Origin of the sequence: Luteimonas sp. gir, assembly GCF_037198055.1 — a bacterium.
In the GTDB taxonomy this organism is placed as follows: domain Bacteria; phylum Pseudomonadota; class Gammaproteobacteria; order Xanthomonadales; family Xanthomonadaceae; genus Luteimonas; species Luteimonas citri_A.
In genome coordinates, this window is the sequence record NZ_JBBAXQ010000002.1 from 223132 (window position 1) to 238513 (window position 15382).

Here is a 15382-nt window from a genome sequence, read left to right on the forward strand (position 1 = left end):
CCGTCGCTCCAGCGGCTGACCCACCTCCCCCTTTCTCTCCCTTTCCCCCCGTTCCTCGGTGCTGTTCACCCCACGGCTGCAACGCCCATCTTTAAGGACATACCTCATGAACCGCATCTACGCACTTTGCTGGAACGCGTCCATTTCCCGTTGGGTCGTCACGAGTGAACTGGCCAGGCGCAGCCGTCCGGCCGCCGGCACGTCCGCAACGCGTCGGCGCACGATTGGGACCACCGTATTGTCGATGGGCATGCTCTGGGCCGGGCTGCCGGCGGCCTATGCCGCCGACTACACCGTGGCCAATGAGGTGGAACTGCGCAACGCGCTGGAGGAGGCTGCGACCGACGGCGACGCGGAGTCGACGATCACGTTGACCGCGAACATCGTGATGAGCGATGTCACGCCGTTGCCGGCAACGCCCAAACCGGTGGTGCTCGACACCGGCACATTCCTGATCTCCCACCCGGCGACGACAGGCAATACAACGGGCCGCACGTTGACGGTGGGCAGCGGGCCGCTGGTCATCGCCGGCCGCGTTGCCGGCGGCAATACCGCGACGACCGGCAGCAGCGCGAGGGGCGGCGCCGGCGTCACCGCGTCCGGCGCGTCCCTCGAGAACCGCGGCAACGTCGCCGGTGGGCGGGGTGGCGGTCAGGTCGCGGGCGAGACGGGTGTCACCGCAGGGCCTGGCGGTGCCGGCTACGCGTTGACGCAAAGCGACTTCGTCAACACAGCCTCGGGCGTGGTGACCGGCGGCGCTGGTGGCTCGGTGAACATTCAGTTCATCGATCTGACGAATTCCGGCGCAGTCGGCGGTGCAGGCGGCGCCGGCCTCGCCTTGACTGCGGGCCGGATGGACAACGCCGGGACGCTCATGGGCGGCCAGGGTGGAGGCTTCACCAACTACACCGCGGATGCCGACAACCAGTTCGGCGGTGCGGGTGGGGTCGGCGCTGCGCTGACCGGCGGCACGCATCGCAATCGCGGCCTCATCCAGGGTGGGCTGGCCGGCGTCGGGGCGAACATCGGCAGCGGCGGCACCGGCATCGCCGGTGTAGGTGCGGATCTGGCAGGTGACGCCGTTCTGGTGAACGAGGCGGCGGGCCGGATCGTCGGTGCCGATGGCTACGTGAGCACGACCCCGACGGTGGCAGGCGGTGGCGGCATCGGCGTGCGCTTGACCGGGTCCCGGTTCGAGAACCTGGGCACGGTGACCGGCGGAAACACCGGGGCGCGAACCGGAGCCGCCAACGGCGGCGTTGCGATCAGCGGTTCCAATGCATACGTGGTCAACGACGGCGCGGTGATCGCGGGCCTGGATGCGAACGCCACGACCCGCAGCAATGCGCTGGCGTTTCTGGGCGGCATCAATACGCTGGAGCTGCGTTCGAACAGTGCGATCACCGGCAACGTACGCGCATTCGGTGCCAGCGACACCCTGGCGCTCGGCGGGTCGGTCAATGCCAGCTTCGATGCCGCCGAGATCGGGCCTAGCGCGAAGTACATCCGCTTCGGTCGATTCGAAAAGATCGGCGCCAGCACCTGGACGCTGACCGGTACTAATACGACGACGACACCGTGGACGTTGACCCAGGGTGTGCTGGCGGCCTCCGCCGATGGCGCACTCGGCGCAACCGCGGGCGCGCTGACCTTCAACGGCGGCACGCTGCGGGTGGACGGTGCCGCGTTCAACACCACCACTCGTGCGATGCAGGTCACCGCTGCCGGCGGTGCGTTCGACATCGCCGATGCGGCCAATACCTTTACGGTGAGCCAAGCACTGACAGGTGACGGTGCCATCGCCAAGCGCGGTGCCGGCACGCTGGTCTACACTGGCAGCAACACCTATGCCGGTGGCACGACCATCGAGGCCGGCACGCTGCAACTGGGCGACGGCGGCACAGCGGGTGCGGTCGCCGGCAACATCGTCAACAACGCCGCACTGGTGGTAAATCGCAGTAACGCCGTGGCGCTTGGCGGGGTGATCTCCGGCAGCGGTACCGTGACGCAGTCGGGCTCGGGTATCACCACTCTTGCCGGTGCCAACAGCTACACCGGCGCGACCAACGTCACCGCCGGCACGCTGCTGGTCAATGGCGACCAGCGCCTGGCGACCGGTGCGACCAGTGTCGCCAGCGGCGCAACGATCGGCGGTGCCGGCACGCTGGGCGGCGATGTCGCCGTTACCAGCGGCGCAACACTCGCGCCGGGTGTGGCCGCGGGTGCGCCCGGCACACTGACCATTGCCGGCGATCTGTCGCTGGCCGATGGCGCGGTGCTGAACTACCAGTTCGGCCAGGCCGGCACGGTCGGTGGTCCGCTCAACGATCTGGCCATCGTGGAAGGCAACCTGACGTTGAATGGCACCTTGAACGCGACCGCCTCGCCAGGCGGCACCTTCGGTGGCGGCCTGTATCGCGTCATCAGCTACAACGGCAACCTCACCAACAATGGGCTGACACTGGGCACCGGGCTCAACCCGGCGACGTTCAACGTGCAGACCTCGGTGGCCAGGCAGGTCAACCTGGTCAATACCGCTGGGCTGAGTCTGAACTTCTGGGACGGCAAGGCAGGTGGTCGCAACGATGGTTTCATCGATGGCGGCGACGGCTCCTGGCAGGCGCGTACCGCTGGCGGCGACGACAACTGGACCGACGCCGATGGCGCGATCAACGCGACCTATTCGGATGGCGCCTTTGCGATTTTTGCAGGCACCGCCGGCACAGTGAACGTGAATAACGATGCTGGCGCGGTGACTGCGGGCGGCCTGCAGTTTGCAACCAACGGCTATGTGGTGCAGGGCGATGCGCTGACGCTGGTCGAGGAGGTGCCGGAGAGCGCAATGATCCGTGCGCTGGGCGGAGCGACAGTTCGCGTCGGCGATGGTACGGCGGCCGGTGTCGACTACACCGCGACGATCAATGCGGTGCTGCAAGGCGATGCGGCGGTGACAAAGACCGATGCCGGCACCCTGGTGCTGGGTGCCGACAATACGTACGCAGGTGGGACGACGATCGAGGACGGCACCCTGCAGTTGGGCAATGGCGGCGCCACGGGCAGTGTGCTCGGCGACATCGCCAACGAAGGCACGCTGGTGCTCGACCGCAGCAATGCCGTTGTGATGGCGAACACCATCTCCGGCACCGGCGAGGTCACCCAGGCCGGCACCGGCGCGACGACGTTCACCGCCAACAACACCTACACCGGCGGCACGACGATCTCGGCCGGCACGCTGCAGCTGGGTAATGGCGGTACGACCGGTGGTCTGGTTGGCGAAGTGGTCAATGACGGCGCGCTGATCGTCAATCGCAGCAATGCGGTGACGATGGCGGGCACGATCTCGGGCACCGGCAAGGTGACCCAAGCGGGCACCGGCACCACGACGCTGATGGCCGACAACACGTATACCGGTGGCACGACGATCTCGGGTGGCACGCTGCAACTCGGCGATGGCGGCACCACGGGTAGTGTCGTCGGCAACGTCGTGAACGACGGTGCGCTGGTGATCGACCGCAGCAACGCGGTGGCGATGGCCGGTGTGATCTCCGGCAGTGGCACCGTGACCCAGGACGGGAGCGGCACCACCACGTTGTCTGGCGCCAATACCTATACCGGTGCGACCAATGTCGCCAACGGCACGCTGCTGGTCAACGGCAACCAGCGCGGTGCGACCGGTGCCACCAGCGTCGCGACCGGCGCGACGATCGGCGGCTCTGGCGTCATCGGTGGTGATGTCGCCGTGGCCAGTGGTGCGACGCTGGCGCCGGGTGCTACAGCCGGTGCGCCCGGCACGCTGACCATTGCCGGCGACCTGTCGCTGGCGGATGGCGCGGTGCTCGACTACCAGTTCGGCCAGGCCGGCGTGGTGGGCGGTCCGCTCAACGACCTGACCCTGGTCGAAGGCGACCTGGTGCTCGATGGCACCTTGAACGTCACCCAGTCGGCCGGCGGTGCGTTCGGCGGTGGTCTGTACCGCGTGATCGGCTACAACGGCGCGCTGACCAATAACGGCCTGGCCCTCGGCGCCGATCTCGACCCGACCACGTTGAACGTGCAGACCTCGGTTGCGAACCAGGTCAACCTGGTCAACACCGCCGGGCTGAGCCTGAACTTCTGGGACGGTGAGGCGGGCGGGCGCAACGACGGCACGATCACCGGTGGCGACGGCACCTGGCAGGCGCGGGCGTCGGACAGCAACGACAACTGGACCGACGTCGACGGCGCGATCAACGCCGCATACTCCGATGGCGCGTTCGCGATCTTTGCGGGCACTGGCGGTACCGTCGATGTGGACAACAGTGTCGGCGCGGTTACGGCGAGCGGTCTGCAGTTCGCAGCTGACGGCTATGTCGTGCAGGGCGATGCGATCACGCTGGTTGACGAGGCCGCGGACGGCACCGTGATTCGCGTGGGTGACGGTACGACCGCGGGTGCAGGATTCACGGCCACCATCGATTCGGTGCTGCAGGGCGACACCGGCTTGGTCAAGACCGATGCCGGCACGCTGGTGCTGGGCGGTGCCAACACCTACACCGGTGGCACGACCGTCACCGGTGGTGCGGTCGCGATCTCCGAAGATGCCAACCTCGGTGCAGCGACCAGCGGGATCACCCTCGACGGCGGCACGCTGCGGGCGCTGGCGGATCTGGACAGCGATCGCGCGATCGCTGCGCAGGCCGGCGGCGCGACAGTCGACACGCAGGCCCACGCGGTGACGCTGGGTGGTGCGATCGACGGCGCTGGTGCGCTCACCAAGGCCGGCACCGGCACGCTGACGCTGACGGCCGACAACGGCTATGCCGGCGGCACGACGATCTCGGCCGGCACGCTGCAACTGGGCGATGGCGGCACGACCGGTCATATCGTCGGCGACATCGTCAACAACGGCACGCTGGCAATCGACCGCAGTGACGCCGTGACGCTGGCCGGTGCGATGTCCGGCACCGGTCACCTGGCCCAGATGGGCACGGGCACGACCGTGCTGACCGGCGCCAACACCCACACCGGCGGCACGACGATTGCAGCGGGGACGCTGCAGGTTGGCGACGGCGGCACCACGGGCAGCCTGGCCGGTGACATCGTCAACAACGCGGACCTGGTGATGAACCGCTCCGACGAGACGATGCTGACCGGTGTGATCTCCGGCACTGGCCATCTGACTCAGGCGGGCACCGGCACCACCGTATTGGTCGGCGACAACACCTACACCGGCGGTACGACGATCTCGGCCGGCACGCTGCAGGTCGGTAACGGCGGCGACACCGGCAGCCTGATCGGTAATGTCGACAATGGCGGCACGCTGGCGTTCGATCGTGCAGGTACGACCCGCTTCGACGGCACGATCACCGGCGCAGGCCGCGTGGTGCAGTCCGGTCCGGGGGCGGTGCTGTTCGGCAATGCCAACACCTATGCCGGCGTGACCGAAGTGGCCAGCGGTTCACTGCAGGCGGGCATGGCCAATGCCTTCAGTGCCAACTCGCGGCATGACGTGGTCAAGGGCGGCACGCTGGATCTGGCCGGCTACGACCAGACCGTGGGCGGCCTGCGCAACAGCGGCACCGTGTCGCTGATGGGGGCCACCCCCGGCACGACGCTGACCGTGCGTGGCGACTATGTCGGCGATGGCGGCGTGCTGCGGATGAGCACGACGCTGGAGGATTCGTCCAGCCCGACCGACCGCCTGGTGATCGATGGTGGCGCGGTGAGTGGCCGCACGTTGATCGACATCACCAACCGCGGCGGCCTCGGCGCGCAGACGACCGGTGACGGTATCGAACTGGTGCGCGCGATCAATGGCGCCACGACCACCGCGCAGACGACCAAGGATGGCTTTGCGCTGGTCGGTGAGTACGTCGATGCCGGTGCCTACGAGTACCGCCTGCACGCGGCCGATGCCGCTGGCCTGGGCGAGAACTGGTACCTGCGCTCGACCAACCGTGGCGAAGTGCCGCTGTTCGCCTCGCTCAGCGGTCAGCTGCGTGAGTCGTCGGCCGGCATGCTCGGCAACCTGCATCAGCGCATGGGCGACGCGACGATGGGCAGCGGCTCCGAATCGGCGGGCTACCGCCAGTCCTGGGGCCGTCTGGTCAGCATCGATCGCAGCCTCAAGCAGGGCGGCGATGCGACGCCGAGCAGCCGCGGCCGCCAGAACGGCCTGCAGATCGGCTCTGACGTCTGGGCCGGCGGCAACTGGCACGTGGGCGCGTACTTCGGCACGTTGGCCGGTGAGATGCAGGTCGAGGGTTCCGCCCGCGGCAGTAGCAATCTTGCCGTCGGCCGCACCGACCTCGACAGCAAGTTCGTCGGTCTGTACGGAACGTACGAGGGCGAGAACGGTTTCTACGTCGACACGGTGCTGCAGGGCGGCCGCCTGCGCTACAAGCTCGTGCCCACGGCCAGCGACATGGTCTCGGGCAAGGGCGACAGCCGGACGGTGTCGGTGGAAATCGGCCAAGCGTTCCCGATCGGGCGCGACTGGCAGATCGAGCCGCAGCTGCAGCTGATGCACCAGCGTCTGAGCAATGACGACGTGCAGATCGCCAATGCCTTGATCCAGCAGGACACGGCCAACAGCCTGACCGCGCGCGTGGGCGTGCGGCTGAAGGGTGAGTTCGAGACCGGCGGCGGGCTGCTACAGCCCTACACCCGGGTGAACTACTACCGCACCCGCTCGGACGAGGATGTATCGCGCTTCATCGGCCCGTCGGCGACGGCGGACATCGTGACCCCGACCGGCGGCCGCAGCAGCGAGGCGGCCATGGGCATGACGTTGTCGGTCAACAGGGAAGTGAGTCTGTTCGGCGAGGTCAGCAAGCTGTGGGCGCATGGCGATGAGAGCCGGGCGCGCAGCGACGACCTGTCTGCCAACGTCGGCGTGAAGATGGGTTGGTAACACCGACACGTCATCCCTGCCGCGCGCCGGTGACGGTCGCGCGGCAGGGCGATGACGGATGTCCCGAATGCCTTGCTTTGACTGGATTCAAGGCCGATCGATGCCTCCGCATCGACAGGACCTGCAAGACCCACGTCGCCATAGAGCGACGCCCCTATAAAACTCAGGACTTTGTCGCATGAATCGCATCTACGCACTCCGCTGGAATGTCTCCATCCGTCGCTGGGTTGTGACCAGCGAACTGGCACGACGCCGTCGTCCCGCAACCAGTGAATCGGCAGCAAGCAGCCGTACGCTCGGTGCGGCCTTGCTGTCGGTCAGCCTGTTTGCGGCGGGCATCCCCTTCGCGCATGCCCAGGATGGCGCACCCGGCGGGACGTTCAACAGCACGAACTTCATGAACAATACCGGGGCGCTCATCGGGGGCGAGCCCGGAACGGCCGCCAATACCGGTGGTTGGGGCGCGTTGATTTCAGGCGGGGACGACCATCGCAACAGCGGGACGATCGTCGGCGGGGGGAGTGGCGCGGTCAATGGCAACGCTGGCAATGGCGTTTCCTTAACTCAGAATGGTACAGACCTAATCAACACTGCCACGGGCCGGATTTCCGGCGCGAACGGCGGTCCAGGCCGCAGTGGCGGGCACGGTCTTGTCATCAGTGCGCCCGACCCGGAGACAGAAGATCCACGAATCAGCAATCTCGGCACGATCACCGGCGGCAACAGTGGCGGCGGCGGACAACCCGGCGGTAATGCCATCCGCGGCAACAACGCCTACGTGATCAACTCCGGCGTTCTCACCGGTGGTCAGAACGCCGACGGCAGTCGAGCCAACGCGATTCTCTTCACCGGCGGGCGAAACTCGGTCGAAGTGCAGCCGGGCAGCGTCATCAATGGGAATGTCGTCGCGTTCAGCCGCGCGGACGGGTTGTACCTCGGTGGCGTGGACGGGGTCGCTGGCACATTCAACGCCAGCGAGATCGGCGATGCCGCGAAGTACCGGGGCTTCGGTATCTTCCTCGTGCCGGCGTCGAATTGGACGTTGACTGGCACGACAACTGCGGTCACGCCTTGGCAGGTGCTCCTCGGCTCGCTGGCGGTGGCCTCCGACGGTGCCCTTGGCGCGAGTTCCGGGACCCTCAGGCTGCTGGCCAACGGTACGTTGCGTGTGACGGGCGATACGTTCACCAGCACCGCGCGGCGCATTGAACTCACGGCGGGTGGCGGTGCCTTCGACATCGCTAGTCCGACCAACACATTCACGATTTCCCAGGCGCTGACTGGCGATGGGCAGCGTGTCGGCAAGCGCGGCCCCGGCACGCTGGTCTACACCGGCAATAACACCTACACCGGCGGCACGACCATCGAAGCCGGAACGCTGCGTCTGGGCAATGGCGGCACGACCGGCAGTGTGGTCGGCAACATCGTCAATAATGGTGCGTTGGTGATCGACCGGTCGAACGCCTATACGCTTGGCGGCGGAATGTCGGGCCGCGGCAGCCTGACCCAGGCCGGCGCCGGCACGACAACGGTGACCGCCGCTCAGACCTATACCGGCGGCACGACCATTTCGGCCGGCACCCTGCGCCTGGGCAATGGCGGAACGGCCGGCAGTGTGGTCGGCGATATCGTCAACAACGCGGCGCTGGTGGTCGATCGCAGCAACGCGATCACGCTTGGTGGCGCGATCTCGGGCAGCGGTACCGTGACCCAGTCGGGTGCGGGCACCACCACGTTGACCGGCGCCAACCGCTACACCGGCGCAACCCAAGTGGCGGCCGGCACGTTGCTGGTCAATGGCGACCAGCGCGCCGCGACCGGTGCGACCACGGTGGCCAGTGGCGCGGCGCTTGGCGGCGCGGGCGTGATCGGCGGCGATGTCGCCATCGCGGGCGGCGCCTCGCTCGCGCCGGGCGCGACCGCAGGCACCCCGGGCACGCTGACCATCGCCGGCGACCTGTCGCTGGCCGGGACCAGCACGCTCGACTATCAGTTCGGCCAGGCCGGCACGGTCGGCGGCCCGCTCAACGACCTGACCGTGGTCGAGGGCGACCTGGTGCTCGATGGCACCTTGAACGCAACGGCATCGCCGGGTGGCACCTTCGGCGGTGGCCTGTATCGCGTGATCAGTTACAGCGGCGGCCTGACCGACAACGGCCTGGACCTCGGCACGATGCTCGACCCGGCGACGTTCAACGTCCAGACCTCGGTGGCGAATCAGGTCAACCTGGTCAACGCCGCTGGCCTGAACTTGAACTTCTGGGATGGCGACGCCGGCGGCCGCAACGACAGCACGATCAGCGGCGGCAACGGGACGTGGCAGGCGCGGACACCGCGCGGACGCGACAACTGGACCGATCGCGATGGTGCGATCAACGCGCTGTACACCGATGGTGCGTTCGCGATCTTCACTGGCACCGGCGGTACGGTGAATGTGGACAACGATGCCGGTGCGGTGACCGCAAGCGGCTTGCAGTTCGCGACCAGTGGCTATGGGGTCCAGGGCGACGCGCTGACGCTGGTCGACGATGGAACAGGAAGCGCGACGCTGCGTGTCGGCGACGGCACGACCGCCGGCGCCGGTTACACCGCGACCATCGATGCGGTGCTGCAGGGCGACACCGCGGTGACCAAGACCGACGCCGGCACGTTGGTGCTGGGCGCCGACAACACCTATGTCGGTGGTACCACGATCGAAGGCGGCACCTTGCAACTGGGCCATGGCGGCACCACCGGTAGCGTGATCGGCAACATCGCCAATGATGGCGCGCTGGTGATCAATCGCAGCAACGCGGCCACGCTGGCCGGCACGATCTCCGGCACCGGCAAGGTCACCCAGGCCGGCACTGGCACGACGACGTTCACGGCCGACAACACCTACACCGGCGGCACCACGATCTCGGCCGGCACGCTGCAGCTGGGCACGGGTGGCACGACGGGCGGTCTGGTCGGTGATGTGGTCAACAACAGTGCGCTGATCGTGAACCGCAGTAATGCGGTTGCGATGGCGGGCACGATCTCCGGCACCGGCAAGGTGACCCAGGCGGGCACCGGCACCACGACGCTGACCGCCGACAACACCTACACCGGCGGCACGACGATCTCGGCCGGCACGCTGCAGCTGGGCAACGGCGGTACGACCGGCGGCGTCGTCGGCAACATCGTCAACGACGGCGCGCTGGTGATCGACCGCAGCAATGCGGTGGCGATGGACGGCTTCATCTCCGGCACGGGCACTGTGACCCAGAACGGCACCGGCACCACGACCTTCTCCGGCGCCAACAACTACACCGGTGCGACCGATGTTGCAGCCGGCACGCTGCTGATCAACGGCGATCAGCGTGGTGCGACCGGCGCCACGCGTGTCGCCAGTGGCGCAACGATCGGAGGTGCCGGCGTCATCGGTGGTGACGTTGCTGTGGGCAGTGGTGCGACGCTGGCGCCGGGCGCCACGGCCGGTGCGCCAGGCACGTTGACCATTGCCGGCGACCTGTCGCTGGCCGAAGGTGCGGTGTTCGACTACCAGTTCGGCCAAGCCGGCGTCGTGGGCGGCCCGCTCAACGATCTGACGACCGTCGAGGGCGACCTGGTGCTCGATGGCACCTTGAACGTCGCTCAGGCTCCAGGCGGCGTGTTCGACACCGGGCTCTACCGGGTCGTCAGCTATGGCGGCGCGCTGACCAACAACGGCCTTGATCTGGGCACGATGCTGGATCCGGCGCAGATCAGCGTGCAGACCTCGATCGCCCAGCAGGTGAACCTGGTCAACGCGACCGGACTGACCCTGAACTTCTGGGACGGCGACGCGGGGGGGCGCAACGACGGCACGATCAGCGGCGGCAACGGGGCCTGGCAGGCGCGTGCGGGCAACGACAACTGGACCGATGCCGACGGCACGCTCAATGCCCCGCACAACAGTGGCGCGTTTGCGATCTTCGCCGGTGCGGCGGGCACAGTCGATGTCGACAACAGCCTGGGCGATGTGGTCGCCGGTGGCATGCAGTTCGCGACCGATGGCTATCGCGTGCAGGGCGATGCGCTGACGCTGGTTCCTGACGATGCGAATGGAGCCACGATCCGCGTTGGCGACGGCACGACGGCGGGCGCGGGGTACACCGCGACGATCGACGCGGTGCTGCAAGGTGACGTCGGTGTGGTGAAGACCGATGCCGGCACCCTGGTGCTGAGCGGTGCCAACACCTACACCGGTGGCACGACGGTGACCGGCGGTGCAGTGGCGATCTCCAATGACGGCAACCTCGGTGCTTCCACCAGCGGCCTGACCCTCGACGGCGGCACGCTGCGGGCATTGGCGGATCTGGACAGCGATCGCGCGATCGCCGCGCAGGCTGGCGGTGCCACGATCGACATGCAGTCCCACGCGGTGACGCTGGGCGGTGCGATCGATGGCGCGGGCGCGCTGACTAAGGCGGGCACCGGCACGCTGACGCTGACGGCCGACAACGGCTACACCGGCGGCACGACGATCTCGGCCGGCACGTTGCGGTTGGGTGACGGCGGGACCAGCGGTCATATCGTTGGCGACATCGTCAACAACGGCACGCTGGCCATCGACCGCAGTGACGCCGTGTCGCTGGCCGGTGCCATGTCTGGCACCGGCCATCTCACCCAGATGAGCGCGGGCACCACCGTGCTGACCGGTGCCAACACCCACACTGGCGGCACGACGATCTCGGCCGGTACCTTGCAGGTCGGCGACGGCGGCACCACGGGCAGCCTGGCGGGCAACGTGGTCAACGACGCGGCGCTGGTGATCGATCGCGCCGATGCCATCACGTTGGCCGGCACGATCTCGGGCACCGGGCATCTGACCCAGGCGGGGGCCGGCACCACGGTACTGACCGGCGACAACACCTACACTGGCGGGACGACGATCTCGGCCGGCACCCTGCAGGTGGGCGATGGCGGGACCACCGGCAGTCTGGTCGGCAACGTCGCCAACGCCGGCACCTTGGTGTTCGACCGGTCCGATGCGGTGCGTTTCGATGGTGTGGTATCCGATAGCGGCAGCGTGCGCCAGGATGGCGCCGGCCGGGTGACCTTCGGCGGCGGCAACACCTATGCGGGCGTGACCGAGGTCGCCTCGGGTTCGCTACAGGCGGCGATGGCGAATGCCTTCAGTGCCAATTCGCGGCATGCCATCGCGAGTGGCAGCACGCTGGACCTCGCCGGCTACGACCAGACCGTCGGCGGCCTGCGCAATGCCGGCATCGTGTCACTGATGGGGGCCACCCCGGGCACGACGCTGACGGTGCGCGGCGACTATGTTGGCGATGGCGGTGTGCTGCGGATGAGCGCGGCGCTGGGCGATTCGTCCAGCCCGACCGACCGGCTGGTGATCGACGGCGGCGCGGTGAGTGGACGCACGTCAATCGAGTTGACCAACCGCGAGGGGTTGGGCGCACAGACGACTGGCGACGGCATCGAACTGGTGCGCGCGATCAATGGTGCCACGACCACCGCACAGACCACCCAGGACGGCTTTGCGCTGGTCGGCGAGTATGTCGAAGCAGGCGCGTTCGAGTACCGGCTGCATGCAGCCGACGCCGCGGGTCTTGGCGAAAACTGGTACCTGCGCTCGACCAACCGAGGCGAAACGCCGCTGTTCGCTTCGTTGAATGCGCAACTGCGTGAGTCGGCGTCTGGCATGCTCGGCAACCTGCACCAGCGCCTCGGCGACGTGACGATGGGCAGCGGCTCGGCCGCAGCGGGCGACCGCCAGTCCTGGGGCCGTCTGGTCAGCATCGACCGCAGCCTCAAGCAAGGCGGCGATGCGACGCCGAGCAGCCGTGGTCGTCAGAACGGCCTGCAGATCGGCTCCGATGTCTGGGCCGGCGGCAACTGGCACGTGGGTGCGTACTTCGGCACGTTGGCCGGCGAGATGCAGGTCGAAGGCTCAGCCCGCGGCAGTACGAATCTGCCGGTCGGTCGCACCGATCTGGACCAACGCTTCGCTGGCCTGTACGCGACCTTCCTAGGCGAGAGCGGCTTCTACGTCGATACCGTGCTGCAGGGCGGGCGCACGCGTTACAAGCTCATCCCCACGCTGGGCGACCGGGTGGCCGGCGATGGCGACAGCCGGACGGTGTCGGTGGAAATCGGCCAAGCGTTCCCGATCGGACGTGACTGGCAACTCGAGCCGCAGCTGCAGCTGATGCACCAGCGTCTGAGCAACGACGACGTCGAGATCGCAAATGCGTTGGTGCAGCAGGACACGGCCGACAGCCTGACCGCACGCGCGGGCGTGCGGCTGAAGGGTGCATTCGAGACCGGCGCGGGGCTGTTGCAGCCGTACACGCGAGTGAACTACTACCGCACGCGCTCGGACGAGGACGTGTCGCGCTTCATCGGCCCGTCTGCGACGGCGGACATCGTGACCCCGACCGGCGGCCGCAGCAGCGAACTGGCGATGGGCGGCACGTTGTCGGTGAACCGTGAGGTAAGCGTGTTCGGCGAGGTGAACAAGCTCTGGGCGCATGGCGATCAGAGCCGGGCGCGCAGCGACGACCTGTCTGCCAACGTCGGCGTGAAGGTGGGCTGGTAACTCCCGTTTTGCTTTTGAACGTGCGCCGGCGCCCGATCCAGGGCGTCCGGCACGTTCGATTCCACCCGCCATCCGGCGGTTCATTTCCCTGAAAGAGGTGCGCTCCACATGAACTTCAAACCCCTGGTCGCGGAATTCATCGGTACTTTCTGGCTGGTCCTGGGCGGCTGCGGCGCTGCGGTGTTGGCGGCGTCGTCGCCTGGTGCGGGGATCGGCACCCTTGGTGTGTCGTTCGCGTTCGGCTTGAGCGTCGTGACCATGGCCTATGCCCTGGGCTCGATCTCGGGCGGTCACTTCAACCCGGCGATCACGTTGTCGTGCTGGGTGGCCAAGCGCATCACCGCAGGCCGCGTGGTGCCTTACGTCATCGCGCAAACGGCCGGCTCGATCTGCGCGGCGGCTGTGCTGTACTACGTCGCCAGCGGCAGCCCGGTCTTCGACCTCAGCCAGGGATTCGCGACCAATGGCTACGGTGCGCATTCGCCCGCCGGCTATCCGCTGGAAGCGGCCATCGTTATCGAGTTCGTGTTGACGATGCTGTTCACCGTGGTGGTACTGGGCGTGACCGCCAAGCCGGTGACCGCGCCGTTCGCGCCACTGGCGATCGGTCTGGCGCTGACCCTGATCCACCTGGTGAGCATTCCGGTCACCAATACCTCGGTCAACCCGGCGCGCAGCACGGGCGTGGCGTTGTTCGCGGCGGGCCCGGCGTTGCAGCAGCTGTGGGTGTTCTGGCTGGTGCCACTCGTTGGCGGCGCGGCTGGCGGTGTGCTGCATCGGCTAGTGCTGGCGCCGCGTCGCGAGCTCTGAGGAAGCGGCGACACCGTAAGGCGCACGGGCCGCGGATCGATCCGCGGCCCGTGCTTTTGATAGTGACCCGCGCTTCGGTGGGCGGGTCAGTGCGGGCGCGGTCGAGTGGATGCGTGCGTTCCCAGCGGCGGGTGTGCCGACAGCGGCCAGCCCGGGATGGCGGCATTGTCGTCGTGCATGGCGTTCACACCGTAGGCTGCCCGCGGCTCGCGCACGCTACTGCGCTTGGTCGGCGGCAGGATCATCTGATCTTCCACCGTTTCCATCAGCTTCCGGAGTGCGTCAGCGCCGCCCACGATCGCCTGGCTGAGCGCGGGCAGCGTGGCATCGGCCAGGGCGTTGTCCTCGCTCGAGGCGATGACATCACCATGCGCCGCGAGCGTCATGATGATCTCACCGAGCGCATCCGCCTGATCGACGCTCATGCCGAACACCAGCCGGTCGCCACCTGGATCGACCCAGCGGCCTGCCGCATCCACGGCGGCGACCTGGCCTTCGAACCCAAGCTCGGGTTCTGCCACAGTCGATGCATCGGCCGTGGCGTGCGCCGTGCTGGTAGCGGGAGCGTCTGCAACCTCGTCGCTCTCGTCTTCGTCTTCGTCTTCGTCGTCCTCGGCCGCATCCGCCTCGCCTGCCATGCGCGGGAAGTCGGCGCCCCACGTCAGGTCGTTCAACACCAGCTCTGCCTGGTCGGCCAGCAGGGCCAGGCAGGTGGCCAACTCGTCCATGCCGACCTCCGGCGCCCACTCACTGGCCCCGTCGTGCGTACGCGGGCGTGCCAGCCGGGACAGGAAATGAATGTAGGTGTGCAACTGCTTCAGCCGAAGCTGGCTGTCTTCCGGCAGGAAATAGCCCGTGCCCGGATCGTTCAACGTGTCATGCGACATCTCAACCTCCTCATTCCATGAAAGGCCCCGCGCACCGGGAATCGGCGACGGGAAGTCGGGAGGTTAGAAACCGCTGCAAGACGGCGGGCGTATTTCCCCGAAGGGTGTTGTATTAGCCGCCCTCCCGACGCAGGCAGCGCGTCGGTCTGCGACCGTCAGGATACGGGCGCGAAAAACCCACCGGTTTGACGGAGGTGGAGACCGCTTGCAGAGGAGTTTCTACGCTCC

Annotated in this window: 4 protein-coding genes; 3 read left to right on the plus strand and 1 reads right to left on the minus strand. The window is 67.7% G+C overall.

Annotated features, from left to right (window positions below):
- The first annotated feature begins 106 nt into the window (after window positions 1-106).
- From WAF18_RS04685 to aqpZ, 3 genes are all read left to right on the plus strand, one after another.
- Window positions 107-6892, plus strand: coding sequence for an autotransporter-associated beta strand repeat-containing protein (locus WAF18_RS04685; protein WP_337244102.1), 6786 nt, complete (start codon window positions 107-109; stop codon window positions 6890-6892).
- Window positions 6893-7070: 178 nt separating this feature from the next.
- A complete protein-coding gene (locus WAF18_RS04690; protein ID WP_337244103.1) occupies window positions 7071-13457 on the plus strand; it encodes an autotransporter-associated beta strand repeat-containing protein in 6387 nt (2128 codons plus the stop codon).
- A 108-nt stretch (window positions 13458-13565) separates the two neighbouring features.
- Complete coding sequence (aqpZ, locus tag WAF18_RS04695; protein ID WP_337244104.1) at window positions 13566-14267, plus strand: aquaporin Z; 702 nt, start codon at window positions 13566-13568, stop codon at window positions 14265-14267.
- 86 nt (window positions 14268-14353) lie between these two features.
- Here the strand turns inward: aqpZ and WAF18_RS04700 are convergent, their stop codons facing one another.
- Window positions 14354-15154 carry a hypothetical protein gene (locus tag WAF18_RS04700; RefSeq protein ID WP_337244105.1) on the minus strand — a complete coding sequence of 267 codons (801 nt, stop codon included), beginning with the start codon at window positions 15152-15154 and terminating at the stop codon, window positions 14354-14356.
- Between the last annotated feature and the right edge of the window lie 228 nt (window positions 15155-15382).